Here is a 23,701-nt window from a genome sequence, read left to right on the forward strand (position 1 = left end):
AAGGTGTTCATAGGACATGCTCCGCCTCCTCACCTGGTTTTGTAGATCGCGAATGTCACCACTGTTCTGATGTTGGTCATCCCGATTCGAACATCTGATCGAATCTCGGTCTGCGACACCGAATCCGGCCGGCCAACCGAAATGACACTGCTGTGATTACACACGGGTAAGAGTCGATTCGCAAGCGATTCGGCAGAATTCCATACCATCTCGTTACCTATTTTTCGCGGCACCGCGGGGAATGCGGGCGTGGCGTGTCGGTCACACCAGTCACACAAGGCATTCCGGTACCACCCGGGTGTATCGCCCCACCACTCACCTCGGGGTCAGTTCCGTCGCCGCGCGTACTGTCGTGCGGTGTGAAGGTGACGGTTCTGGTCGGCGGGGTGGGCGGCGCGCGCTTCTTGCTCGGGGTGCAGCAGCTACTCGGTCTCGGCCAATTCGCTTCCGGCTCTGCGCCTGCCGATGAGCACGACCTGACGGCGATCGTCAACATCGGCGACGACGCCTGGATGCACGGGGTACGCATCTGCCCCGATCTGGACACCTGCATGTACACCCTGGGTGGCGGCGTGGACCCGGAGCGCGGCTGGGGCCATCGCAACGAAACCTGGCACGCCAAAGAGGAACTCACTTACTACGGCGTGCAACCGGACTGGTTTCAGCTCGGCGACCGCGACCTGGCCACCCATCTGGTGCGCAGCCAGATGCTGCGGGCCGGCTACCCGCTGTCACAGGTGACCGCCGCTTTGTGCGACCGCTGGCAGCCCGGCGCGCGGCTTCTCCCGGTCAGCGACGATCGTTGCGAAACCCATGTCGTCATCACCGATCCCGACGACGGCAGTCGGCGCGCGGTCCACTTCCAGGAGTGGTGGGTGCGTTACCGCGCCAAGCTGCCAACCCACAGCTTCGCGTTCGTCGGCGCCGAAAAGGCCAATGCCACAACCGAAGCCACAGACGCCATCGCTGATGCGGACGTGGTCCTGATAGCGCCGTCGAATCCTGTGGTCAGCGTCGGGGCGATCCTGGCCGTGCCGGGGATCAGGTCGGCACTGCGGTCCACCGAGGCCCCGGTCGTCGGCTACTCTCCGATCATCGACGGAAAGCCGTTGCGCGGGATGGCCGATGAGTGCTTGAAGGTCATCGGCGTGGAGTCGACCGCGGAAGCGGTCGGCCGGTATCACGGCGCGCGAGCCGGAACCGGAATCCTGGATTGCTGGATGATCCATAAGGGCGACCATGCCGAGATCGACGGCATTGCAGTGCGATCGGTGCCGCTGCTGATGACCGGTCCGACAGCGACCGCCGCAATGGTCAGGGCCGGGCTGGATCTTGCGGGCGTGGCAGTGTGAGCGCCCCAGCCGAGCATGGCACCGCGTCACCGATCGAGATCCTGCCGGTGACCGGGCTTCCTGAGTTCCGCCCCGGCGACGATCTCGGTGCCGCGCTGGCGGCTGCGGCACCCTGGCTGCGCGACGGCGACGTCCTGGTGGTCACCAGCAAGGTGCTGTCCAAATGCGAGGGGCGGCTGGTGCCCGCGCCCGAAGATCCCGAAGCGCGAGACGCCCTGCGCCGCAAGCTCGTCGACGCCGAATCCGTTCGGGTGCTTGCCCGGAAGGGCCGAACGCTGATCACCGAGAACGGATTGGGCATCGTGCAGGCCGCCTCCGGCGTGGACGGGTCGAACATCGGTAGCGACGAACTGGCACTACTTCCCGTCGACCCCGACGGCAGCGCGGCGTCGTTGCGGGCGGCCCTCCGGACGAGTCTCGGCATCACCGTCGGCATCGTCATCACCGACACCATGGGCCGGGCCTGGCGCAACGGCCAGACCGACGCCGCCGTCGGCGCGGCCGGGGTCTCGGTCCTGCACGGCTACGCCGGCGCCGTCGACCGGCACGGCAACGAGCTGTTGGTCACCGAGGTCGCTATCGCCGACGAGATCGCCGCCGCGGCCGATCTGGTCAAGGGCAAGCTGACCTCGATCCCGGTGGCCGTGGTGCGCGGCCTGCCCGCCGGCGTGGTCACCGAGACCGACGACACCGCCCGGCATCTCGTGCGATCGGGCACCGACGACCTGTTCTGGCTGGGTACCGCCGAGGCGTTGGAGTTGGGCCGCCGGCAGGCTCAGCTGCTGCGTCGTTCGGTGCGCCAGTTCGCCGATGACCTGGTGTCGCCGGAGCTGATCGAGGACGCGGTCGCGGAAGCCCTTACCGCCCCCGCCCCGCACCACACCCGGCCGGTGCGTTTCGTCTGGCTGCAGACGCAGTCCGTGCGTGACCGGCTGCTCGAGCGAATGCGCGACAAGTGGCGCGCCGATCTGACCGGTGACGGCAAGCCCGCCGATGCGGTCGAGCGACGGGTGGCCCGCGGTCAGATCCTCTACGACGCTCCCGAAGTCGTGATTCCGTTCCTGGTGCGCGACGGTGCGCATAGTTATCCCGACGCCGCGCGGACCGACGCCGAGCACACGATGTTCACCGTCGCAGTCGGCGCCGCCGTCCAGGCGCTGCTGGTGGCGTTGGCGGTGCGTGGGGTGGGCAGCTGTTGGATCGGGTCGACCATCTTCGTCGCTGATCTGGTTCGCGCCGAGCTGGATCTGCCGGCAGATTGGGAACCGTTGGGCGCCATCGCGATCGGCTATCCCGAGCAACCTACCACCGACCCCCGTCAACCCGTCGCCGTCAACGATCTGCTGGTGCGCAAGTGAGCGTCCGCGAGTCGGCGATCGCGCTGCTGTCCGACTGGCAGCCGCCGGATCGCTCGCAGGATTCGCTGCGCAATGCGGTGCTGGCATTCTTGGATGCGCGGGAAGACGCGTGCCGCCGGGCGTGCGTCCCGGGCCACATCACGGCGTCGGCGCTGGTCCTCGACGACGCCGGCGGCCAGGTGCTGTTGACCCTGCATCCGCGGTTGGGTCGCTGGGTCCAATTGGGCGGGCATTGCGAGGATTCCGACGCCGACATCCTCGGCGCGGCGCTGCGGGAGGCCACCGAAGAGTCCGGCGTCGAGGGCTTGCGGATCTCCCCCGGTCTGGTTGCGATCAATGTCCACGCGCTGACCTGCTCGCTGGGCGTGCCGACCCGACACCTCGATCTGCAATTCGTCGCGCGGGCACCGGCCGGGGCGCAGATCGTCGTCAGCGAGGAGTCGGTGGACCTGCGATGGTGGCCGATCGACGGGCTGCCCGGGGGCGCCGACGAGTCACTGGCCTACCTGGTCGAACGCGGGGCTCACACGTCGCTGGAGTAGCGGATCCCGCCGTCGGGGATGCTGACGCCGGGCCACACCCGCGCGCCACGCAATAGCTCGCAGCGCGCGCCGATGTCGGCGCCGTCGCCGATCACGCCGTCGCGGATCAACGCCCGCGGGCCGATCCGCGCGCCGAATCCGATGATCGAGCGTTCGATCACGCTGCCCGCCTCGATGCGCACGCCGTCGAAGATGACCGCACCGTCCAACCGTGCGCCAGGCCCGATTTCGGCACCCCGGCCGACGACCGTGCCGCCGATCAGCAACGCGCCTGGCGAGACCGCGGCGCCGTCGTGCACCAACTGCTCGCCGCGGTGACCGCCCAGTGCCGGTGACGGCGCGATGCCGCGCACGAGATCGGCTGAGCCGCGGACGAAATCTTCCGGCGTGCCCATGTCGCGCCAGTAGCTGGCGTCGACGTAACCGAACACCTTGACGCCGTCGGACAACAGCGCGGGAAACACCGCACGCTCCACCGACACCTCACGCCCGCGTGGGATCCGATCGATGGTCTCGCGGCTGAACACATAGCAGCCGGCGTTGATCTGGTCGGTCGGCGGATCTTCGGTCTTCTCCAAAAATGCTGTCACGCGCCCGTTTTCGGTCGGGACACAGCCGAACGCCCGGGGATCGCCGACCCGCACCAGGTGCAGCGTCAGGTCAGCCTGCTGCTCGTTGTGGTAGTCCAGCAATTGCCCCAGATCGGCTCCGGAGAGCACGTCGCCGTTGAACACCATCGCCGTGCCGTACCGCAGATAGGGTGCGACGTTGGCGATTCCGCCGCCAGTGCCCAGCGGGCTCTGCTCGGTCACGTAGTCGATCTGCAGACCCAGTTTGGAGCCGTCGCCGAACTCGGCCTCGAAAACCGTCGGCTTGTAGGACGTTCCGAGGATCACGTGCTCGATCCCGGCTGCGGCGATCCGCGACAACAGGTGGGTCAAAAACGGCAGCCCGGCCGTCGGGAGCATCGGCTTCGGCGCCGACAACGTCAACGGCCGCAGCCGAGTGCCTTTGCCGCCGACCAGAACAACTGCGTCAACTTGCTTAGCCATCGGCGCCGCTCCTCCTCATCTCTTCGTTCTGCATCGTCGCCGGCGGCACATCGGCGCCGCTCCTCCTCATCTCTTCGTTCTGCATCGTCGCCGGCGGCCCATCGGCGCCGCTCCTCCTCATCTCTTCGTTCTGCATCGTCGCCGGCGGCCCATCAGCGCCGCCCGTCCGGAGAATTACGCACCATCAACCGCGACCGCACCGCCAGACCGGCCCGAAAGCCCCAGCGCAGCGGAGCACGCCATGGTCCAGGATGCCGGTCGGCGAGGTAAAGATAGGTGCTTTCGTGATGCACGGCCAGATTTCGCGACGACTCCCGCGCGGTGGCGTGACCCTTGTGGTGCAGCACTTCCGCCGTCGGCACGTAGACATTCAGCCAGCCGGCCCGGCCCATCCGGTCGCCGAGGTCGACGTCCTCCATGTACATGAAGAAGCGCTCGTCGAACCCGCCGATCTGCGCGAAGGCCGCGCGACGCACCAACAGGCACGACCCGGACAGCCAGCCGACCGGTCGCTCGCTGGGCTCCAGCCGCTCCTGCCGATAGGCCGCCGACCACGGATTCTTCTTCCACAACGGACCGAGAACCGCGTGCATGCCGCCCCGGATCAGGCTGGGTAACTGGCGCGCCGACGGATACACCGACCCGTCGGGGTCATGGATCAACGGCCCCAAGGTCCCGGCGCGCGGCCAGCGCGCCGCGGCGTCCAGCAGCGCGTCGATGCTGCCCGGGCCCCACTGCACGTCCGGGTTGGCCACGATGATCCACTCGTCGGCGTCCCCCAACTGGGCGATCGCGCGATTCACTGCGCTGCCGTACCCGAGGTTGGCGCCGGTGGAGTAAAGCCGCACGCCCGGGTAGCGCTCGACCGCGGACTGGGGAGTGCCGTCGGTGGAGCCGTTGTCGGCCATCAGGACGCTGACCGGCCGATCGGTCGCGTGCGACAACGAGGCCAGAAAACGGTCCAGATGCACGCCCGGCGAATAGGTCACCGTGACCACCGGCAGCACGTCACTCACGCGTTGAGGGTAACGGTCGGCGGTGCGTGGGCTCTTCAGGAGCAGACGCGAGCGCCGTCTCCAGCGCCGCACGCCACGGTTGCAGCGGCGACAGACCGGCGTTCTGCGACTGCCGGCCGGACAGTGCGGAATACGCCGGCCGCGGCGCGGGCCGCGGGTTGTGGTCACTGCTCACCGGCCGCACCCGCTCCGGGTCGGCGCCGAGGATTTCGAACACCGCGCGGGCCTGCCCGCACCGGGTGACCTCTCCCGCGTTGGCCGCGTGCACGATCCCGTCGGGTGCCGTTACGCGACCGTCGGCCACCTCGAGAAGCGCTTCGACCAGGTCGGCGACGTAGGTGGGCGAGCCGGTCTGGTCGTCGACGATCTCGACGACGCCATCACCGGCCGCCTGTCTGCGCATGGCGGCGACGAAGTCCGTTCCGGTTCCGCCGGTGTAGACCCACGCGGTGCGGACCACCACAGCCTGCGGCAGCGCCGCCAGCACGGCCTGCTCGCCGCCCAGCTTGGTCCGCCCGTAGACGCTCAACGGCCGGGTCGCATCATCGGGCTCGTAGGGCCGCGGCGGCGCCTCGCCGAAGTCACCGTCGAAGACGTAGTCGGTGGAGATGTGGACCAGTCGGGCCCCGACCCGCGCGCAGGCCTGGGCGATGTGCCCCGGGCCGGCGGCGTTGATCGCGTACGCCCGGTCCCGGTCGCTTTCGGCGTCGTCGACGGCGGTGTAGGCCGCGCAGTTGATCACCACGTCCCCGGCCTGCACGATCTCGCCGGCGCGCTGCGGATCGGAGATGTCCCATTGCGACGACGTCAGCGCCAGCACGTCGCGTCCCTGCCTGGTCGACTCGCCCGCAAGAAAGCTGCCGACCTGGCCGCCGGCCCCGGCGATCACGATTCTGCGAGACATGGGTATCAAGTCTGGCACGCCGAGCCCTTGCTACCGGAGTTACAGCTGTTACGCAAGTAACCTGTTGTGATGCCTGAGCATCGGGTGACCCGTGTGATTGCCACCGTGACGGCCGTGCTGGTCGTCCTCGTCACGGGACTGGCGTGGAGCAAAGTCCGTTCCTTCGAGGACGGGATCTACCACGTCTTCGCTCCGTCGCTGGGACACGGCGGCGATGACGGCGCACTCGACATTCTGCTGGTCGGCATGGACAGTCGCACCGACGCGCACGGCAACCCGCTAAGCCCGCAGGAACTCGCGTCGCTGCGCGCCGGCGACGAGGTGGCCAGCAACACCGACACGATCATCCTGGTGCGCATACCGGACAACGGGAAGTCGGCCACCGCGATCTCGATCCCCCGCGACACCTATGCATCCGCGCCCGGACTGGGCAAGACCAAGATCAACGGGGTCTACGGCCAGACCAAGGAAGAGAAGCGGGTCAGCCTCGTCGAATCCGGCGCCGCGCCCGACGAGGCCGAGCGCGAAGGCACCGAGGCCGGCCGCGAAGCGCTGATCAAGACCGTCGCCGGCCTGACCGGCGTCACCGTCGACCATTACGCCGAGATCGGGCTGCTGGGCTTCTCGCTGATCACCGACGCGCTCGGCGGCGTGAATGTCTGCCTCAAAGACCCTGTCTTCGAACCGATGTCGGGCGCCGACTTCCCGGCGGGGCCACAGAAGCTCAACGGACCGCAGGCGCTGAGCTTTGTCCGGCAGCGCCACGAGCTGCCCCGCGGCGACCTGGACCGGGTGGTGCGTCAGCAGGTGGTGATGTCGTCGCTGGCCCATCAGGTGATCTCCGGCAAGACGCTGTCCAGCCCGGCCACGCTGAACCGGCTGCAATCCGCGATCCAGCGCTCGGTGGTGCTGTCATCCGGTTGGGACATCATGGATTTCGTGAACCAGCTGCAGAAGCTGGCCGCCGGGCGGATCGCGTTCGCGACCATTCCGGTGCTCGACGAATCCGGCTGGAGCGACGACGGCATGCACAGCGTGGTGCGGGTCGACCCCCATCAGGTGCAGAGCTGGGTCGCCGGCTTGTTGGAAGGCCAGGCCATGGGTAAGACGGAGGAACTCACCTACGCGCCGGACAAGACCAGCGCCAGCGTCCTCAACGACACCGACATCAACGGCCTCGCCTCATCGGTGTCACAAGTGTTGAGCGCCAAAGGGTTCGGCTCCGGCAAGGTCGGCAACAACGACACTGCGCACGTGAAGAACAGCCAGGTGCAAGCCGCCAGCTCCGACGACCTCGGCGCCCAAGCGGTCGCGAAAGAACTGGGCGGGCTGCCCGTCGTCGCCAACACGTCGGTACCGCAGGGGTCGGTCCGGGTGGTGCTCAGCAGCGACTACACCGGCCCGGGTTCGGGCATCAGCGACGGCGGCCCCAAGCTGGCGGCGGCCTCGCACCCCGACACCGGCTCCGACGCTCCCCCGCCGTCGCCGATTCTGACGGCAGGCTCCGACCACCCGGAATGCGTCAACTGATCTCGTCCCGACGACGATGCAGTGGGGGTGCCTCCAGCCGCGGAGCGGCGAGGGGGACAACGCGATGCGGAGGAGTGGCACCGAACTGGTCTACTGAGGTTGTGGCACCGATGAACCTCAGCGCAGCGATCCTGGACCCGATGCTGCGCGCCGACCCGGTCGGCCCGCGCATCACCTACTACGACGACGCAACCGGCGAGCGCATCGAATTGTCCGCCGTCACGCTGGCCAACTGGGCCGCCAAGACCGGCAACCTGCTGCGTGACGAGCTGGGCGGCGGCGCGGGCAGCCGGGTGGCTGTCCTGCTGCCGGCGCACTGGCAGACCGCGGCGGTGCTGTTCGGGGTGTGGTGGATCGGCGCGGAGGTGGTAGTCATGGCCGGCCGCAAAGGCATAGCCGCCGACATCGCGCTGTGCACCGCCGACCGGCGCGAGGAGGCTGACGCCACCGGCGCCGTCGAGGTGGCGGTGCTGTCGCTGGACGCGTTCGGCCGGCCGGTACCCGATCTGCCAATCGGGGTCACCGACTATGCGACCGCGGTGCGGGTCCACGGCGACCAGATCGTCGTCGAGCGCAGCCCCGGCCCGGCACTCGCCGGCCGCTCAGTCGACGATGTGTTGGCGTCGTGCCAAAAGGCCGTCGCCGCGCAGGGTTTGACAGCTACCGACCGAGTGCTGTCGACCGCGCCCTGGATCACCTCCGACGACGTAATCGACGGCCTGCTGAGCGTGTTGTCGGTCAACGGCTCGCTGGTGTACGTGGCCAACTCCGACCCGGCCACGTTGGCGCGCAAGGCGGAGACCGAGAAGGTCACCCGCAGCATTTAGCCCCGACCCCCGCGAGCGCCCGCCCAGCTGGGCGTCCGCCACCGAGCGCCCGGCTGGCCGGGCACCCAGGGCAACCCGCCGCTGCCGACACATGTTGATATCGCTATATGTCGATGCTACCGTCGTCGGAGGCCAGACAATCGGCCGTACGACATGACGAGAGGACGTTTCGCGATGGTGGTGCAAGGCCTGTTGGGTAAGGCGGCCGGGACGGTGGTTACCGGCGTCGTCGGTGTCAGCGCCTACGAACTCCTGCGAAAAGCCCTGGGCAAGGCCCCGCTGCATGATGCCGCGGTGTCTGCGACGGAGTGGAGCCTGCGTGGCACTCGGCGGGCTGAGGAAGCCGCGGAATCAGCCCGGTTGAAGCTGGCCGACGTGGTGGCCGAAGCTCGCGAGCGCATCGGTGAGGAGGCCCAGCCTCCCGCCATCGGCGACCACGATCACGACCACGAGCACTGAGGCGCAGTGCCTGATCGTCCGCCTCGTCCTCATCGCGCTGCGCGCTCCGCATCGTCGACGGACGTAGCTAGCCCGGATCTGGAGGTCATCTCCGACGCGGCCGGGCGGATGCGGGTCAAAGTGCCCTGGATTCGTGCGAATTCACGGCGTGCGGTCGCGGTCGAGGAGGCGGTCGATCGCCAGCACGGCGTTCGCGCCGTCCACGCCTATCCGCACACCGGCTCCGTCGTCGTCTGGTATTCGCCGAAGCGCTGCGATCGCGACGAGGTGCTCACGGCCATCACCGACGCCGAACACGTTGCCGCGGAGCTCATCCCGGCCCGCACGCCACGGTCGTCGGACATCCGCAACACCGAAGTCCTGCGCATGGTGATCGGCGGCGCCGCACTGGCGCTGCTCGGTGTGCGCCGCTATGCGTTCAACCGTCCCCCGCTGCTGGGCCCCAGCGGCCAACTGGTCGCGACCGGCGCGACGGTCTTCATGGGCTACCCGTTCCTGCGCGGTGCGCTGCGTGGGCTGCGGTCCGGGCGCGCGGGCACCGACGCATTGGTGACAGCGGCGACCGTCGCCAGTCTGGTGCTGCGCGAGAACGTGGTCGCGCTCACCGTGCTGTGGTTGCTGAATATCGGTGAGTACCTTCAGGATTTGACGCTGCGCCGAACCCGGCGGGCCATCTCCGATCTGCTGCGCGGCACCGCCGATTCGGCCTGGGTCCTGCTGGCCGACGGTGGCGAGGTCCAGGTACCGATCGACACCGTGCAGATCGGCGACGACGTGGTGATCCACGACCACGTCGCGATCCCGGTCGACGGTGACGTCGTCGACGGCGAAGCGATCGTCGACCAGTCCGCGATCACCGGCGAAACGCTGCCCGCCAGCATCGTCGCCGGGGCGAGGGTGCACGCGGGTTCGGTGGTGCTGCGCGGCCGTCTGGTGGTACGCGCTCGCGCGGTCGGCAACGAGACCACCATCGGCCGGATCATCTCCCGCGTTGAAGAGGCCCAACACGATCGGGCGCCGATCCAGACGGTCGGCGAGAACTTCTCCCGCCGCTTCGTGCCAATCTCGTTCATCGTCTCGGCGATCGCTCTGGTGCTGACCGGCGACGTGCGGCGCGCGATGACCATGCTGCTGATCGCCTGCCCGTGCGCAGTGGGATTGTCCACGCCGACCGCGATCAGTGCCGCGATCGGCAACGGCGCGCGCCGCGGCATCCTGATCAAGGGCGGGTCGCATCTCGAGCAGGCCGGCCGGGTGGACGCGATCGTCTTCGACAAGACCGGAACCCTCACCGTAGGCCGCCCGGTGGTGACGAATATCATTGCGTTACACAAAGATTGGCATCCTGAGCAGGTGCTCGCCTACGCGGCGAGTTCGGAGCTGCACTCTCGGCACCCGTTGGCCGAAGCCGTGATCCGGTCCACCGAGGAACGCCGCATCACCATCCCACCGCACGAGGAATGCGAGGTGCTGGTCGGCCTCGGTATGCGGATTTGGGCGGACGGACGCACGTTGCTGTTGGGCAGCCCGTCGCTGCTGCGCGCCGAGCAGGTCATGGTGTCACAGGAAGCCGGCGAGTGGGTCGACAAGCTGCGCCGCCAGGCGGAGACCCCCCTGCTACTCGCAGTGGACGGCACGTTGGTCGGCCTGATCAGCTTGCGCGACGAAATCCGCGCCGAAGCACCAGACGTGTTGAACAAGTTGCGCGCCAACGGAATCCGCCGGGTCGTGATGCTGACCGGCGATCATCCCGAGATCGCGAATGTCGTCGCGGACGATCTCGGCATCGACGAGTGGCGTGCCGAGGTGCTGCCCGAGGACAAGCTCGAAGTGGTGCGCCAGCTGCAGGACGAGGGATACATCGTCGGGATGGTCGGCGACGGCATCAACGACGCACCGGCGCTGGCGGCGGCCAACATCGGCATCGCGATGGGTCTGGCCGGCACCGACGTCGCCGTCGAGACCGCCGACGTGGCGCTGGCCAACGACGACTTGAGACGCCTGCTCGACGTCCGCGATCTCGGCGCCCGCGCCGTCGACGTCATCCAGCAGAACTACGGCATGTCGATCGCCGTCAACGCCGCCGGGCTGTTGATCGGGGCCGGTGGCGCGCTGTCCCCGGTACTCGCCGCAATCCTGCACAACGCGTCGTCGGTGGCCGTCGTCGCAAACAGTTCACGGTTGATTCGGTATCGCTTGGACTGAACGAGTGCACCGATAGTCCAATCGGTGTCATGATGCCTCGATGTCTACTCCCCTCGACCCCGTTGCCAGCGAACGGCTGTCGCACGCCGACAAGGTCTTCACGTCAGATCTGTCCATCAACGAATTCGCGCTTCTGCATGGCGCAGGATTCGAGCCGCTCGATCTCGTGATGGGTGTGTCGGTCTATCACGTGGGCTACCAATTCACCGGTATCCGGCAGCAATCCGAGCTACCGGTGCTCACCGAGGCGACGTATCGGGCGCGCTGGAATGCCATGGCCCGCATGCAGGCCGAAGCCGACTCGTTGGGCGCCGACGGCGTCGTCGGCGTCCGTCTGGAATGGCGTCAGCACGGCGCCGAGGCCGAGCACCTGGAATTCATCGCGGTCGGCACCGCGGTGCGCTACAGCCCGAAGCCGGGGTCGTTCAAACGCAGCAACGGGCAGGCGTTCTCCAGCCATCTGAGCGGCCAGGATCTGGCCACCCTGCTGCGATCGGGATGGGCGCCAGTCGCCTTCGTCATGGGCAACTGCGTGTATCACATTGCCGCGCAAGGCTTTATGCAGACCCTGCGACAGATGGGCCGAAACACCGAAATGCCGCAGTGGACGCAGGGCAACTACGAAGCCCGCGAGCTGGCGATGTCGCGGATGCAGGGCGAAGCCGAGCGCGACGGCGCGAACGGCGTCGTCGGCGTCCACTTCAACATCCAGAACTACGCCTGGGGCTATCACACGGTCGAGTTCTACGCCGCGGGCACGGCGGTACGGCGCAGCGGCACGCCCGAAACCATCGCGCCGCAGTTCGTGCTCGCTATGAACGACTGATGGCGGACTTCGACGCCGAACGAGTCAGCCGCACCGTCAGCCACGCACTGGCCGGCCCGGGCGGAATCGGTTTGGTGATCAACGTCTTTGCCGGGTTGCCGGGCGTGACGCATACCCCTGCCCGCCGGAGGATGTTCACCTCGGAACCCGCGCGTCTGCAGATCGGCGACTGGCGTTACGAGGTGACCGCCGACCACCGGCTGATGGCGGCCCACGTCGTCGGCGGCGTGGTGATCGGCGAAGAGGTGTTGCTGGCCGACGCCGTCGGCCCCCACCTGGCACGCTCCCTCGGACAACTGGTCGCCCGCCATGGCTCCGCGGTCGTTCCCCACATCGACGCAGCGGTCGACGCGTTGAGCGCCGGCGCGGGCTGAAGCGCCCGGTGTTCAGCGAGATCGACGCTGGCGACAATGCGTCCGCCGACCCGGCCGCGATCGCCGCACTCGACGAACTCCGCGATGTCAGCGGGTATTTCGCGTTGGGCACCGGACCGCTCATTGACGACTGGCACCCGGTCGGGTGCCTCTACGACGACACCGCGCTACTGGCCGAAATCGTCGACCGGGTCCAAGCACGCATGAACGTGACCGAGCAACGCGTCGCAGCCTCGACGTTCTTCTTGGGCTTCGCCGCTCGATTGTGGTCGATCGGATTGGGTACGGTCGCCGGCTACCGCTTGCTGATCGACCTTCCACCCGAGCGTCTGCTCTTTCGTGAAATCGACAGTCAGGTCGCGCTGCACCTCGAGCATCCCGTGGCTCAGCGGCGCGATGATCTTCCCGCCGCGCTGGCCGACATGGTGCTCCACAGGCATCTCAGGCCGCTGACGCAAGCACTGCGCCGACTGAGCCCGATCTCGGCGAGATTGCTGGACGGTAATTCGGCGTCAGCCTTGCTGGGCGCCGCGCGGGTTTTCGATCGCGACCGCGGGACGACGTCGGGATGGCAACTGGCCCGCAGCATCTGCGCTGACCCACAATTGAGCGCCGCGGTCATTTTTGGCGATACCGACTACCGCCGCAACAGTTGCTGTTTGTATTACCGCACGCCTCATGGCGGGCTCTGTGGAGATTGCGCCCTCGACCGGGCGCCGGAAAGGTTTCGCGTTGATCGACTTCAGCCCTCCAGTCCAGACCACTGAGGACAACGGCCGCGAGCAGGTCTGGCCGCTGCCCACCGACGAGCAGAGCCTGCTCGACCTGATCCGGTTGTGCTTCGATGAGTATTGGGACGATATCTGGTTCGGCGTCCTGGTCGAGGGCGCGGCGTGGGAGGTCGCCGCTCCCAACCCGCCCGAGCGAATCTCGATCGACGACGGATACGCCACCATTGACTTCGGCCGCTGGCACTTTCACCTGTGCATCGGCGAACACACCGAAAGCGGTCCAGAGCTCGGCCGGATCCGCCGGTGCGCACGTGCCGAGATGTACCGCCGGATCGGCAGCGACGGCGCGCCCACGTCCTGGGGTGTGCGCCTGTTCAACGGCCGTGACGACCAATTGATGACGCTGATGCTGCCCGGCCCCTTCCTGACCAACACGCAGCAGATACGCGACGAACCCGACTGGGATCAACTCGAACTCTGGGACCGCCTACGGGCCACGTACCTCGGACTGGATCCCGACCCACTCGACCGCTCCGGCAAAGGCTTTCGGCACGGCTGACCGCGAGCGACGGTCCTCAGCAGCAGTCTTCACCGCGCCAGGACCTAACGCCCTGCCAGATCGCCGCGGCCGCGATGCCCAGACCGATCGCAGGGTCGAACCACCACACGCTCGGCCAGATCGCGGCAACCGCCAGACCGGCCAGCACGGCCGCGGCCTGCGCCCCGCACAGGTAGTTCTGGGTGCCTTCGCCCGCGGTGGCCGCCGAACCGAGGCGGTCGGCGAGCGAATGCTTGGCGCGGCCCAGGATCGGCATCAACACCAGCGAGACGGCGGTCAGCACGATCCCGATCACCGACGTCTCGGCGTCGTGCCGATCAAGTAAATGGTGGACGGATTCGGCGGCGATGTATGGCGCGGTCAGCCAGAACGACCAGGCGACGCCGACCTGCGCGCGACGCTCAGCCGTCGCCGACGCCTTCCGCGCGCCCGAGAAACGCCAGGCCACCATCGCGCTGGCCAGCGCCTCCGGCAGGCTGCCCAGTGCCCACCCGGTCAGCGCGATGGAGCCGATCGAGAGGCCCTGCCACAGCCCGACCACGCCTTCGGTGAGCATCGCCACCATGCTGACCCAGGCCAGCCGATACGCCCATCTCGCGCCGTGCTGCCAGTGCGAGTCATGTGCGACGGCATGTCCGGGCCCGGATGTGGCGCAGCAGTCGTCGACCACGACGTCGGCCTGATCGCCCGTCGAACGGGATTCGGTCACCCAGCGATGTTAGGTCAACCCCTCCCGCGGGCGTACCCGCCGCACTGTTAAACCGGCGGCATCGGCCGCTTCATGGTGCAGACGATGCTCCACTCGAAATAGAACTCGCCGCCCTTGTCGTATCCGGCGAAGTGGTGAGAGACCTGGACGCGCTGCACCGAGGAGTTCACCACCTCCCAGCCTTCGAGCCCATGAGCGTTCGTGTGCCGGTTCGCTTCGTCGATGACGACTTGCAGGTTCTCGTTCGTCACGCTGATGAAAGTGGTCTCCCACCGCGGTGCCGACCAGGTGCCGACGGATGCCACCACTGACGGGGGCACAGGCGAAGGTGCGCTCATAACGCGGTACCTTATTCGGCCGCGACCCCGGAAAAGTGAATGGAAACTGGCCGGTGCGTTAAGTGATGTCGCTGAATTCCGACCCGCGCAATCAAATATGGAGATTTCTCCCGATGTCCTGCCGTGAGCGGCCGACGAAAACTGGCTGACATGAACACCTTTCGAACATCCCTCCCCCACGCCGCCCACTCCGTTCAGCACCCCACGCAGCGTCCTGTTCATCGTCGCGCCGATCTGCGACGACGAAATCGTGGTGGGACCCCCGAGAAGCACGGCCAGCGGTGTCGCGGCGCACCACCACAAGCTGATTCCCAGCATCAGATGGCTACCCTGGCGGACATGACCCGTACCGAGAACGACACCTGGGATCTCGCAACGAGCGTGGGGGCTACCGCCACCATGGTGGCCGCCGGCCGGGGCCGCGCCACGCTGTCCGGCCTGATCGACGATCCGTTCGCCGAGCCGCTGGTGCGGGCGGTCGGAGTGGACTTCTTCACCCGCTGGGCCAACGGCGAGATCAGCGGCGACGAGGTCGACATTCCCGGCCACCCGTGGGGCATGCAGCCGATGACCGACCTGCTGGCGGTCCGCACTCGGCTGATCGACCAGTTCGTCACCGACGCGACGAGATCCGGCATTCGCCAGGTCGTGATCCTGGCCTCCGGCCTCGACGCTCGTGGCTACCGACTGTCCTGGCCCGCCGGGACCGTGGTATTCGAGATCGACCAGCAGCAGGTGACCGACTTCAAGACCGCGACGCTGGCCGCCGCGGGTGCCGAGCCCACCGTCGACCTGCGGGCCGTGCCGATCGACCTGCGCGACGACTGGCCCGCGGCGCTACGACAGGCGGGCCTGGACACCTCGCGTCCGACCGTATGGGTCGCCGAAGGCCTACTGGCCTTCCTGCCGCCGGAAGCCCAGGATCGCCTGCTGGACAACATCACCGAGCTCAGCGCCTCGGGCAGCAGGCTGGTCGTGGAGATCTTCTTGAGCTCGCCTGAGTCGCTGGAGGTCATGCACGCGTCGTCGGAGAATTGGTATCAGCACGGCCTCGACGCCCGCCTCGACGACCTCTGGTACAGCGGCGAGCGCTGCGACGTCGCGCCCTACCTGGACGAGCGTGGGTGGCAGACGACCAGGCACCGGTCGGCCCAATTGCTGGTCGATGCCGGCCTGCCCGCGCCGGAGCGCAACGACGGCCAGACCGAAAACTATTACTGCACAGCGCAACTCGGCGAGGTCTAACTTTCCAGCAGGCATTGCCAGAAGCCGACGTCGTGCCACGCGTCGTGTTTGAAACCGGCCTGCAGAAGATGGCCGGCGCGAGCGAACCCGTGCCGCTCGTGTAGCCGGACACTTGGATCGTTCGGCAACGCGATCACGGCGACCGCACTGTGAAATCCCTTGCGGCGCAGACGATCAAGCAACTCGTTGTAGAGCGCGTCGCCAATTCCCCGACGATGCGCGGCCGGGTCGACGTAGATGGTGGACTCAACGGTCCACAGGTAGGCGGCGCGCTCGTTCCATGGTCCCGCGTACGCTGCTCCGACGACGTGGTCGTCGACGGTGGCCACCAGCCACGGAAACCGCTGGTGCCGCTGCGCCCAAAGGGCACGCACCTCGTCGATACCCTGCGGCTCGGTCCGGAAATTGAAGACGGAATGCTCGATGTAGTGGTTGACGATCTCGCGGACGCGCACCAGATCTTCCTCGGTCGCCGACCGCACCTGCACTGTGCTCACGGCGCCTCGGGACGGTACCCGTCGATGTCCTTGGCCTCGATCGATCGCGCCAGCAGCTCGCCTTTCGCGGTGAGCGCCAGCCACACCGAGAACATCCACTTCTCGGGGTCGTCGTAGCCTTTGACGTAGGCGTGCGAGATCTTGTGCAGCGAGTGATCGAGCGAATGATGCCAGGCGGCAAAGCGTTTCGCCTTACTGCCGAGTTCGCCGAGCCGGAACAGTTCGTCGCTCACCCATTCCCGAATGGCATCCAGCGTCTCGTGCTGCACCTCCAACGGCGAGGCCGACGCATGTTGATGCTTGACCCGCCAGTCCACCGCATTGAGATCGAGTGGCCCGCGGAGAGCGTCGAGCAGCAATTGATCACGCACGACCTCACGCGTGTTTTCGGTCATTGTGGTCACCGTACAGATCGAACGCGCAGGCTAGAACAGTTGATGCGGGGCCGATTTACTGCCCCTTTCGACCTGGTATGGGACAATTCCGCCGTTAGGCGATGACGACAGAGGAAACCGGTGCAATTCCGGTGCGGTCCCGCCACTGTCATCGGGGAGCGACCCTCATCAGCCACGGCCGAAAGGTTGGAAGGCGAGGCAAGCTGCGATCCGAGAGCCAGGAGACTCACGTCATCGCGTCCTGCTAGCCGGGGCGGTCGACCCCGAGAGCGAGGTCCCCGTGACGCTGCCTGCGTTGTTGTCTTCGATGTCCGACGGCCGGCTGTGACCGCGCCCATCTGGATGGCTGCGCCTCCCGAGGTGCATTCGACGCTGCTGAGCAGCGGACCGGGTCCGGGTTCCCTGCTCGCGGCCGCGGGGGCGTGGACCGCGTTGAGTACCACCTACACCGAGGTCGCCGACGAACTGACCGCCGTGCTGGCCGGCGTGCAGGCCGAGACCTGGGAGGGTCCGAGCGCCGAGAGCTATGCCGCCGCCCATGCGCCCTATCTGGCTTGGCTGCAACAGGAAAGCGCGAACAGCGCCGCCAGGGCTGCCGAGCACGAAACCGCGGCGGCCGCCTACACGGCCGCGGTGGACGCGATGCCGACCCTGGGTGAGTTGGCCGCCAACCACGCCACCCACGCGGTGTTGTTGGGAACGAATTTCCTTGGCATCAACACCATCCCGATCACACTCAACGAAGGCGACTACGCACGGATGTGGGTGCAGGCCGCCACCGTGATGAGCACCTACGAGGGCGTGGCGGAGGCATCGGTCGCGGCAGCTCCGACGACCCAAGCGGCTCCGACGATCGCAAAGACAGCTTCACCCGCCGACGCAACCCCGCCAGCTCCGCCCCAGCGGTTCGAGGACGTGCAGAGCTATCTGGAAGGGCTGTTCCCCCAGCCCCCGTACCCCGACCCCACCCAATTCCCGCTCTATCAACAGCTACTCGACTTCTTCAACCAGATCGGCTACACCGGGGTCGACGATCCCATCGCAACGTGGTTGCCGGGACTGGACCCGTCGTGGTTGCCGCCGGTCGGCGTGCCTGGGTCTTGGCTGGCCTTCACCGGCGACCCGTTGAGCTACCTCAACCCCTTCAGTCTCGCCTATGTGTTCTCGGTTCCACTCGACCCGGGGTCCTACGTCGCCTTCACCGGCCTCGTCATCGTCGACGACCTCCTGGCGATCATCTACACCGCGGCCGTCAATCCGCAGGCGCTGATCTTGGTCGTCCCGACGGCGCTTGTCGAAATCGCCGGGTCCACCGTCGGCAACACCATCCAGGTGCTGCACTACATCCTCGAATCGACGCTGCCCATCCTGATACCGGCTCTGTTGCCGCTCGCGACCGCCACGTTGGCGCCGCTGGCCGTCGCGCCGGTCGGGCTGGCGGGCCTGGCCGGTTTGGCAGAACTGGCCGGGCTGCCGGCGGCAGCCGTGCCGGCCATGACCCCGGCTTTCGCGATGGCTCCGCCTCCGCCTCCGCCCCCCGCGCCTGCCCCGATGGCGCCCGCGCCCGCCCCCGTGACGCCGGCCCACGCCCCGGCTGCAGCATCCGTGCCCCTTCCTCCGCCCACACCGGCGGGACCGACGGGCGTCACGATGCCCGCATACATGTACATGGTCGGCGACTTGGGCCTGGCCGCACAGCAGGCCCGAGGCGCCAGCAAGCGCGCCCAGAAGTCAGCAGTGCCCGACAGCGCCGAAATACTCGCGGCCGCAACGGTTCCCGATGGACGACAACCGGCACGGCGGCGACGGCCGACCAAGACCGCCATGATCGGCCGCGGCTACGAGTACATGGACCTGGAGCCGACCGTGACCGCCTCACAACGCGACTCCGGAACCCTCGGCTTCGCCGGCAGCGCAGCCCGCGAGGGCGGGGCCGAACCGTCGGGGTTGGCCACGCTGACCCTGGATCAGTTCGGCGCCAGCTCGACGGTGCCGATGTTGCCGGGAACCTGGAACCCGGACCTCGACTGAGGCCGTCTGGCGGCCACGTCGCTGTAGCGTGCACTCATGGTGGATTTCGCCCTGCGCTCGTGCGGGCTGCGCGGGCATGCGACTTTTGCTCCCGATGAGCCCGATCTCCGCGAACGCCTGACGGTCGACACACCCGCCGGGGAAGCCTGGCGTTGTTTGCGCTGCGAGACGTTCGTGGTCGGTCCGCCGCGCCGCCGGGGCCCGGCGAACACGGCCCCAGAAATTCCTCGCGGGCGATTCCTGCGGGATCGCACCCTGATGAGGCTGCTCGCCGTCGAGCGCGCATTCCGCGCCGTGATCTTCCTGCTGTTGGCGGCGGGCGTGCTCAAGGTCAGCGGATCACGTGAACGGCTGCAGCAGATCCTGGACAATGACATCCCGTTGTTGAAGCCACTCGCCAACCAGATTGGCTGGGATCCAGAGCACTCCAAGCTCGTTCACCAGATCTCGCACGCCTTCGCGCTGTCGTCGTCCACGCTGCAGTGGATCGCACTCGGCCTGGCCGGCTACGCGTTGATCGAGCTCATCGAGGCGGTCGGGCTGTGGCTCATGCAGCGCTGGGGTGAGTACTTCGCGGTGATCGCGACCAGTGTGTTCCTGCCGCTGGAGATCTACGAGGTGACCGAAAAGGTCACGGCGCTGCGGATTTTCGCGCTGATCATCAACATCGTCGCGGTGGTGTGGCTGTTGTGGAGCAAACGGCTGTTCGGGCTGAACGGCGGTGGCAACGCCTACCGGGACGAGCATGAAGCGGAAAGTCTGCTCAGCGTGGAGAGCGCAGGGCTGAGCGGAACAGCCGCCGGCGCGACGGCGTAACTACGACTCGGCCTCCAAGATGGCCCGGTGCCGCAGAGCGTAGGCGACCGCATGGGTGCGGTTCTGGACGCCCAGCTTGGCCAGGATCGCTTCGACGTGGTGGCCAACGGTTTTCGGGCTGATGTGCAATTCGGCGGCGATCTCGGGGTTGCTGCGACCGGCGGCGAGTAGCTCGACTACCTGGCGTTGACGCCCGGTCAGAGCGTGCGGGTCGGAGAGCTTGTCCGCCTGACGCGTGCGCGGCGCCCGCTCGCGCAAGCCGGCCAGCTTCTGCTGAGCGCGCCGCGCGGCGGCCTTCGCGCCGAGCTGGCGGAAGGTGTCCAGCGCCGACTTCACCGCGGTCATGTCCCCACCGAGGAGGGCCAAGGCCGCGTCGTAGGAGCAGCCGCGGTCCGACCACTCCTGCGCGGCGCTCTCCCACTGCCCGCCGACCTCCAGGTCGAACGGAGTCGGCGCGCCGCTATCAGTGGCGTCGGTGGCGTCAATGGTGGTGCCGGCCAGGCGAATCCATCGGCGTAGACTGCCGAGCAGCCACGGGTCGGCGCGTTCGCCCGATGCGGCCAGGCCGGCACGGGCTTCGGCAACGGCCCGCTCGTCGTCGCCGGCCAGCCAGGCCACTTCGGCGCGCGCCGCCCAGACCACGCCGAGGTGCACCAGGTCGCCGGGTTCATCGGTGTTTCCGGCCTCGTCCGCCGACCGAGCTGTGGGCGGCTGGCCGCGCCGGGCGCGCAGCAGATCCAGCGTGACCAGCGGCAGCACCCGGTGCTGCGGGCTGAGCTCGGGACGGGTCACAATCTGTTCGGCGTTGCGGGCCGCCAGATCCCAATTCCCTTGGTGCAACGCCGCCAACGCGGCGGCGGCGGTCAGCAGCGAGCTGAACATGCCGAGATCGCGTTCGTCGCAGAACCGGGACGCCACCGCCAGATAACCCTCGGCGCGCTGCAACTCGCAGCGCAGCACCGCATACCAGTAGATCAGTACGCCCAGCACACCCGCGTGCTCCTCGAGCCCCGGGGTCGCCAGTGCTTCCCGCCAGACGGCCTCCAGCTCGTCCCAGCCGGTCCCCTTGCTGAACACCTCGGTGAGCGCCGTGTAACCGCGGGCCCGGATATCGACTGCGGGATCGTTCATTTCGCAGCCCAGCGCGTGAGCGCGGGCGGCGTAGTCGGCACACGCCGGGTCCAACTCCAGCGCGCTGATGTGTGCCATGTTGATCAATGACCAGGCCAGCTGCGGCGACGGACCGAGCCCTTCCAGCAGCCGCAGCGACGCGTGCGCCGCGTCGATGGCTTCGCCGGCGCGCCCGAGCGGCTGCAGCAGCTGCGACAGCCAGCGAAGGTCGTCGCCTTCGGCGAGTTGGTCAGACAGCTTGCGACGCAGGACGATCGCCTCGCCCAACGATGCGACAGCCGGCTCGGCCTGACCGCTCAGGTAACACGCGAACGCGTGGCGCTCCAGCCAGACCGCGCGATCGTCGTCGCACCCGGCATCCGCGCGGCGCAACGCGAGCGCGTACAGGCTCGCGGCTTCCCGATTGGCCCCCAGCGACGCGGCCCGCTCTGCGGCGGTTATCCCGTAGCGGACGGCGTCCTCGCGATCGCCGGCCTCGTCTGCATGAAAGGCTAACGCCGCCAACGTGTTCGGATCAACTGGCGGTGCGGCCAGCGTAATCAGCGCGCGGCGGTGCAATTCAATCCGGTCGAAGTCAGGGATCTGCGCCCGGGTTGCCCTACGGGCGAGCTCGTGACGAAACCGGATCAGGTCTCCGTCGGCGACCAGCACCCCGGCACCCAGGCACTCATGCAGTGCCGGCCGGGCTTCGGGACACATCCGCTCGAGCAGTGCGACATCGGCACGCGGACCGCACACCGCGACCGCGTGCGTGATCTCCCTGGCCTTGGCCGACAGCCGGGCCAGTCGACCGCAGACTGCCTCGGAAACGCTGCGCGGCAAGGCTTCCCGGGTCAGGGCGTCCGGTCCCGCGGCCAATACCTCGGTGACGAAAAACGGGTTGCCGCCGCTGACCTGATGTAGTTGTCCGGCGTTGACGCCGCTACCGGCGGCCAACGTGGCCACCGCCGGCAAGCTCAACGGCAACAGTTCAATTCGGTTCACCTTGGCGCAGTTCGCCAGGTCCCCCAACGTCACCGCCAACGGATGGGCCGGCGCCAGCTCGTCGTCCCGGAATGAGATCACCAGCAGCAACCGCAGCGCACTGATCCGCCGTGACAGGAACCGCACCAGGTCAAGGGTGGCGCCGTCGGCCCAGTGCGCGTCTTCGATCACCCACACCCATCGGCTGCCGTCGGCCAACGCGGACAACAGCTGTCGGTAGATCCGTGCGGTCTGGCCCGAGTCGACCGCCGCGGCCAGCGCGGCTCCGGCGTCCCCGTCCAGCCCCGATAGGGCGTCGGTCAGCGGGCCCAGCGGGCGCGGCGCGCCCAACGGGTCACACCATCCGCGGAGCACCCGCAGCCGCGGCTCGCGTTGATCGGCGAACCGGGCCAACAGCGCGGTCTTGCCGACTCCGGCCTCCCCGCGCAGCAACACCACTTCCCCAGGGCCGCCACGGGCTGCGCGGCGCGCCAGCGCATTCAGCTGCGCCAGTGGCGCCTCGCGTTCCAGCAAGGGATTCACCAGAGGGGACATGATGCACTGTGACTGTAGCGCCACCGGCCCCCGGATGTGCGTCAACTGCGCATTCGCTGAAAGTTTGCTGTGGGTGTATGGCCTGTCTAGCGTGTCAGCGCAGCAACGCGCGCGACATCACCACCCGCTGAATCTGGTTGGTGCCCTCGTAGATCTGGGTGATCTTCGCGTCGCGCATGAAACGCTCCACCGGGAAATCGATGGTGTATCCGGCGCCACCGAAGAGCTGCACGGCGTCGGTGGTGACTTCCATCGCCACATCGGAGGCAAAGCACTTCGATGCCGCCGAGATGAAGCCCAGATTCGACTCACCGCGCTCGGCGCGGGCGGCGGCGCTGTAGACCATCAGCCGCGCGGCCTCGACCTTCATCGCCATGTCGGCCAGCATGAACTGCACACCCTGGAATTCGCTGATCGATTTCCCGAACTGCTTGCGGTCCTTGGTGTATGCGATGGCGGCGTCGACCGCGCCCTGCGCGATCCCGACCGCCTGCGCGCCGATGGTGGGCCGGGTGTGGTCCAAGGTGGCCAGGGCGGTCTTGAAACCGGTCCCCGGCTCGCCGATCATCCGGTCGCCGGGAATCCGGCAGTTCTCGAAGTACAGCTCGGTGGTCGGCGAGCCCTTGATTCCGAGCTTCTTCTCTTTCGGGCCGATGGTGAAGCCTTCGTCATCGATGTGCACGATGAACGCCGAGATGCCGTTGGCGCCCTTGTCCGGGTCGGTCACCACCATCACCGTGTACCACGATGATTTGCCGCCGTTGGTGATCCAGGCTTTGGCCCCGTTGAGGATCCAGTCGTCGCCGTCGGCCTTCGCGCGCGTCTTCATGCCCGCCGCATCGCTGCCGGCTTCGCGCTCACTCAACGCGTAGGACGCCATCAACCCGTCCGAGGCCAGCGTCGGGAGCACCTGCTTCTTCAGCTCCTCGGAGCCGCGCAGAATCAGGCCCATCGTGCCCAGCTTGTTGACCGCCGGGATCAGCGAGGCGGACGCGTCGACCCGGGCCACTTCCTCGATCACGATGCACGCGGCCACCGAGTCGGCACCCTGGCCGCCGTACTCCTCGGGCACGTGCACGGCGTTGAAGCCGGACGCGTTGAGGGCTTTGAGTGCCTCGTCGGGGAAGCGCGACTGCTCGTCGACGTCGGCGGCGTGCGGCGCGATCTCTTTTTCCGCCAACGCGCGGATCGCGGCCCGCAGCTCGTTGTGCTCCTCAGGCAGCTGAAACATATCGAACGACGAATCTCCGGCCCACTGAGCCATCTCGGCCTCCTCTTTTTGTGCC

23 protein-coding genes and 1 riboswitch are annotated in these 23,701 nt (G+C 67.7%); of the genes, 14 read left to right on the forward strand and 9 right to left on the reverse strand.

The features are described 5' to 3' along the window. Positions 1 to 359: 359 nt before the first annotated feature. The 3 genes from cofD to ACQY5A_RS19795 are packed head-to-tail and all read left to right on the forward strand — an operon-like array spanning position 360 to position 3,252. On the forward strand, positions 360 to 1,352 hold the full coding sequence (cofD, locus tag ACQY5A_RS19785) for a 2-phospho-L-lactate transferase (protein ID WP_428342018.1): 993 nt from the start codon (positions 360 to 362) through the stop codon (positions 1,350 to 1,352). After that, positions 1,349 to 2,710, forward strand: a complete 1,362-nt coding sequence (locus tag ACQY5A_RS19790; protein ID WP_428342019.1) for a coenzyme F420-0:L-glutamate ligase — start codon at positions 1,349 to 1,351, stop codon at positions 2,708 to 2,710. Before cofD ends, ACQY5A_RS19790 begins: the two co-directional genes overlap by 4 nt. Continuing rightward, the gene (locus tag ACQY5A_RS19795) at positions 2,707 to 3,252 is read left to right on the forward strand and encodes an NUDIX hydrolase (RefSeq protein WP_428342020.1); all 546 of its coding nucleotides are present in this window, start codon (positions 2,707 to 2,709) and stop codon (positions 3,250 to 3,252) included. Before ACQY5A_RS19790 ends, ACQY5A_RS19795 begins: the two co-directional genes overlap by 4 nt. Here ACQY5A_RS19795 and ACQY5A_RS19800 read toward each other — a convergent pair. The 3 genes from ACQY5A_RS19800 to rfbD form a co-directional block, all read right to left on the reverse strand. Then, a complete protein-coding gene (locus ACQY5A_RS19800) occupies positions 3,234 to 4,304 on the reverse strand; it encodes a sugar phosphate nucleotidyltransferase (protein WP_428342021.1) in 1,071 nt (356 codons plus the stop codon). The two genes, ACQY5A_RS19795 and ACQY5A_RS19800, sit on opposite strands and share 19 nt — an antisense overlap. Positions 4,305 to 4,456: 152 nt before the next feature. Continuing rightward, the gene (locus ACQY5A_RS19805) at positions 4,457 to 5,302 is read right to left on the reverse strand and encodes a glycosyltransferase family 2 protein (RefSeq protein WP_428343251.1); all 846 of its coding nucleotides are present in this window, start codon (positions 5,300 to 5,302) and stop codon (positions 4,457 to 4,459) included. A 10-nt stretch (positions 5,303 to 5,312) separates the two neighbouring features. Further along, positions 5,313 to 6,224, reverse strand: coding sequence for a dTDP-4-dehydrorhamnose reductase (gene rfbD, locus ACQY5A_RS19810; protein WP_428342022.1), 912 nt, complete (start codon positions 6,222 to 6,224; stop codon positions 5,313 to 5,315). Between the two features lie 69 nt (positions 6,225 to 6,293). Between rfbD and ACQY5A_RS19815 the strand changes: the two genes are divergently transcribed. From ACQY5A_RS19815 to ACQY5A_RS19850, 8 genes are all read left to right on the forward strand, one after another. Then, the gene (locus ACQY5A_RS19815) at positions 6,294 to 7,754 is read left to right on the forward strand and encodes an LCP family protein (RefSeq protein ID WP_428342023.1); all 1,461 of its coding nucleotides are present in this window, start codon (positions 6,294 to 6,296) and stop codon (positions 7,752 to 7,754) included. 110 nt (positions 7,755 to 7,864) lie between these two features. Beyond that, complete coding sequence (locus ACQY5A_RS19820) at positions 7,865 to 8,581, forward strand: TIGR03089 family protein (RefSeq protein WP_428342024.1); 717 nt, start codon at positions 7,865 to 7,867, stop codon at positions 8,579 to 8,581. A gap of 174 nt (positions 8,582 to 8,755) precedes the next feature. Beyond that, complete coding sequence (locus ACQY5A_RS19825) at positions 8,756 to 9,040, forward strand: DUF1490 family protein (protein WP_428343252.1); 285 nt, start codon at positions 8,756 to 8,758, stop codon at positions 9,038 to 9,040. 108 nt (positions 9,041 to 9,148) lie between these two features. Then, on the forward strand, positions 9,149 to 11,245 hold the full coding sequence (gene ctpC / locus ACQY5A_RS19830) for a manganese-exporting P-type ATPase CtpC (protein ID WP_428343253.1): 2,097 nt from the start codon (positions 9,149 to 9,151) through the stop codon (positions 11,243 to 11,245). A 40-nt stretch (positions 11,246 to 11,285) separates the two neighbouring features. Next, positions 11,286 to 12,071 carry a heavy metal-binding domain-containing protein gene (locus ACQY5A_RS19835; protein WP_428342025.1) on the forward strand — a complete coding sequence of 262 codons (786 nt, stop codon included), beginning with the start codon at positions 11,286 to 11,288 and terminating at the stop codon, positions 12,069 to 12,071. Continuing rightward, positions 12,071 to 12,445: a DUF5073 family protein gene (locus ACQY5A_RS19840; RefSeq protein WP_428342026.1), complete on the forward strand. Its 375-nt coding sequence runs from the start codon at positions 12,071 to 12,073 to the stop codon at positions 12,443 to 12,445. The genes ACQY5A_RS19835 and ACQY5A_RS19840 overlap by 1 nt, the downstream gene beginning before the upstream one ends. A gap of 8 nt (positions 12,446 to 12,453) precedes the next feature. Further along, positions 12,454 to 13,212, forward strand: coding sequence for a (2Fe-2S)-binding protein (locus ACQY5A_RS19845; RefSeq protein ID WP_428342027.1), 759 nt, complete (start codon positions 12,454 to 12,456; stop codon positions 13,210 to 13,212). Further along, positions 13,178 to 13,735, forward strand: a complete 558-nt coding sequence (locus ACQY5A_RS19850) for a DUF7676 family protein (RefSeq protein WP_428342028.1) — start codon at positions 13,178 to 13,180, stop codon at positions 13,733 to 13,735. Before ACQY5A_RS19845 ends, ACQY5A_RS19850 begins: the two co-directional genes overlap by 35 nt. 16 nt (positions 13,736 to 13,751) lie before the next feature. Here ACQY5A_RS19850 and ACQY5A_RS19855 read toward each other — a convergent pair whose 3' ends face one another. Both ACQY5A_RS19855 and ACQY5A_RS19860 read right to left on the reverse strand, forming a co-directional pair. After that, positions 13,752 to 14,405: a cation transporter gene (locus tag ACQY5A_RS19855; RefSeq protein WP_428343254.1), complete on the reverse strand. Its 654-nt coding sequence runs from the start codon at positions 14,403 to 14,405 to the stop codon at positions 13,752 to 13,754. 86 nt (positions 14,406 to 14,491) lie between these two features. Next, positions 14,492 to 14,782: a hypothetical protein gene (locus ACQY5A_RS19860; protein WP_428342029.1), complete on the reverse strand. Its 291-nt coding sequence runs from the start codon at positions 14,780 to 14,782 to the stop codon at positions 14,492 to 14,494. Between the two features lie 339 nt (positions 14,783 to 15,121). Between ACQY5A_RS19860 and ACQY5A_RS19865 the strand changes: the two genes are divergently transcribed. Then, a complete protein-coding gene (locus ACQY5A_RS19865; protein ID WP_428342030.1) occupies positions 15,122 to 16,027 on the forward strand; it encodes a class I SAM-dependent methyltransferase in 906 nt (301 codons plus the stop codon). Here ACQY5A_RS19865 and ACQY5A_RS19870 read toward each other — a convergent pair. Together ACQY5A_RS19870 and ACQY5A_RS19875 are read right to left on the reverse strand one after the other, a co-directional pair. Continuing rightward, a complete protein-coding gene (locus tag ACQY5A_RS19870) occupies positions 16,024 to 16,524 on the reverse strand; it encodes an N-acetyltransferase family protein (RefSeq protein ID WP_428342031.1) in 501 nt (166 codons plus the stop codon). The genes ACQY5A_RS19865 and ACQY5A_RS19870 overlap by 4 nt on opposite strands. Further along, positions 16,521 to 16,919 (reverse strand): hypothetical protein, encoded by a 399-nt coding sequence (locus tag ACQY5A_RS19875; RefSeq protein WP_428342032.1) that lies wholly within the window; start codon positions 16,917 to 16,919, stop codon positions 16,521 to 16,523. Before ACQY5A_RS19875 ends, ACQY5A_RS19870 begins: the two co-directional genes overlap by 4 nt. 61 nt (positions 16,920 to 16,980) lie before the next feature. After that, positions 16,981 to 17,167: riboswitch (cobalamin riboswitch) on the forward strand. 76 nt (positions 17,168 to 17,243) lie between these two features. Between ACQY5A_RS19875 and ACQY5A_RS19880 the strand changes: the two genes are divergently transcribed. Both ACQY5A_RS19880 and ACQY5A_RS19885 read left to right on the forward strand, forming a co-directional pair. Further along, complete coding sequence (locus ACQY5A_RS19880; protein ID WP_428342033.1) at positions 17,244 to 18,950, forward strand: PPE family protein; 1,707 nt, start codon at positions 17,244 to 17,246, stop codon at positions 18,948 to 18,950. Positions 18,951 to 18,986: 36 nt separating this feature from the next. Further along, positions 18,987 to 19,766 (forward strand): DUF2127 domain-containing protein, encoded by a 780-nt coding sequence (locus ACQY5A_RS19885; RefSeq protein WP_428342034.1) that lies wholly within the window; start codon positions 18,987 to 18,989, stop codon positions 19,764 to 19,766. Here the strand turns inward: ACQY5A_RS19885 and ACQY5A_RS19890 are convergent, their stop codons facing one another. Further along, positions 19,767 to 22,415: an ATP-binding protein gene (locus ACQY5A_RS19890; protein ID WP_428342035.1), complete on the reverse strand. Its 2,649-nt coding sequence runs from the start codon at positions 22,413 to 22,415 to the stop codon at positions 19,767 to 19,769. Positions 22,416 to 22,509: 94 nt separating this feature from the next. Continuing rightward, positions 22,510 to 23,679, reverse strand: a complete 1,170-nt coding sequence (locus ACQY5A_RS19895; RefSeq protein ID WP_428342036.1) for an acyl-CoA dehydrogenase — start codon at positions 23,677 to 23,679, stop codon at positions 22,510 to 22,512. Between the last annotated feature and the right edge of the window lie 22 nt (positions 23,680 to 23,701).

Source organism: Mycobacterium sp., from assembly GCF_965277065.1.
GTDB lineage: Bacteria > Actinomycetota > Actinomycetes > Mycobacteriales > Mycobacteriaceae > Mycobacterium.

What these genes read in the sequence shown, in the direction of transcription:
- ACQY5A_RS19885 (WP_428342034.1), top strand. Translation starts at nt 18,987, where the DNA reads ATGGTGGATTTCGCCCTGCGCTCGTGCGGGCTGCGCGGGCATGCGACT.
- ACQY5A_RS19800 (WP_428342021.1), bottom strand. Translation starts at nt 4,304, where the DNA reads ATGGCTAAGCAAGTTGACGCAGTTGTTCTGGTCGGCGGCAAAGGCACT.
- rfbD (WP_428342022.1), bottom strand. Translation starts at nt 6,224, where the DNA reads ATGTCTCGCAGAATCGTGATCGCCGGGGCCGGCGGCCAGGTCGGCAGC.
- ACQY5A_RS19820 (WP_428342024.1), top strand. Translation starts at nt 7,865, where the DNA reads ATGAACCTCAGCGCAGCGATCCTGGACCCGATGCTGCGCGCCGACCCG.
- ACQY5A_RS19825 (WP_428343252.1), top strand. Translation starts at nt 8,756, where the DNA reads ATGGTGGTGCAAGGCCTGTTGGGTAAGGCGGCCGGGACGGTGGTTACC.
- ACQY5A_RS19815 (WP_428342023.1), top strand. Translation starts at nt 6,294, where the DNA reads ATGCCTGAGCATCGGGTGACCCGTGTGATTGCCACCGTGACGGCCGTG.
- ACQY5A_RS19835 (WP_428342025.1), top strand. Translation starts at nt 11,286, where the DNA reads ATGTCTACTCCCCTCGACCCCGTTGCCAGCGAACGGCTGTCGCACGCC.
- ctpC (WP_428343253.1), top strand. Translation starts at nt 9,149, where the DNA reads ATGCGGGTCAAAGTGCCCTGGATTCGTGCGAATTCACGGCGTGCGGTC.
- ACQY5A_RS19895 (WP_428342036.1), bottom strand. Translation starts at nt 23,679, where the DNA reads ATGGCTCAGTGGGCCGGAGATTCGTCGTTCGATATGTTTCAGCTGCCT.
- ACQY5A_RS19865 (WP_428342030.1), top strand. Translation starts at nt 15,122, where the DNA reads ATGACCCGTACCGAGAACGACACCTGGGATCTCGCAACGAGCGTGGGG.
- ACQY5A_RS19890 (WP_428342035.1), bottom strand. Translation starts at nt 22,415, where the DNA reads ATGTCCCCTCTGGTGAATCCCTTGCTGGAACGCGAGGCGCCACTGGCG.
- ACQY5A_RS19840 (WP_428342026.1), top strand. Translation starts at nt 12,071, where the DNA reads ATGGCGGACTTCGACGCCGAACGAGTCAGCCGCACCGTCAGCCACGCA.
- ACQY5A_RS19860 (WP_428342029.1), bottom strand. Translation starts at nt 14,782, where the DNA reads ATGAGCGCACCTTCGCCTGTGCCCCCGTCAGTGGTGGCATCCGTCGGC.
- ACQY5A_RS19875 (WP_428342032.1), bottom strand. Translation starts at nt 16,919, where the DNA reads ATGACCGAAAACACGCGTGAGGTCGTGCGTGATCAATTGCTGCTCGAC.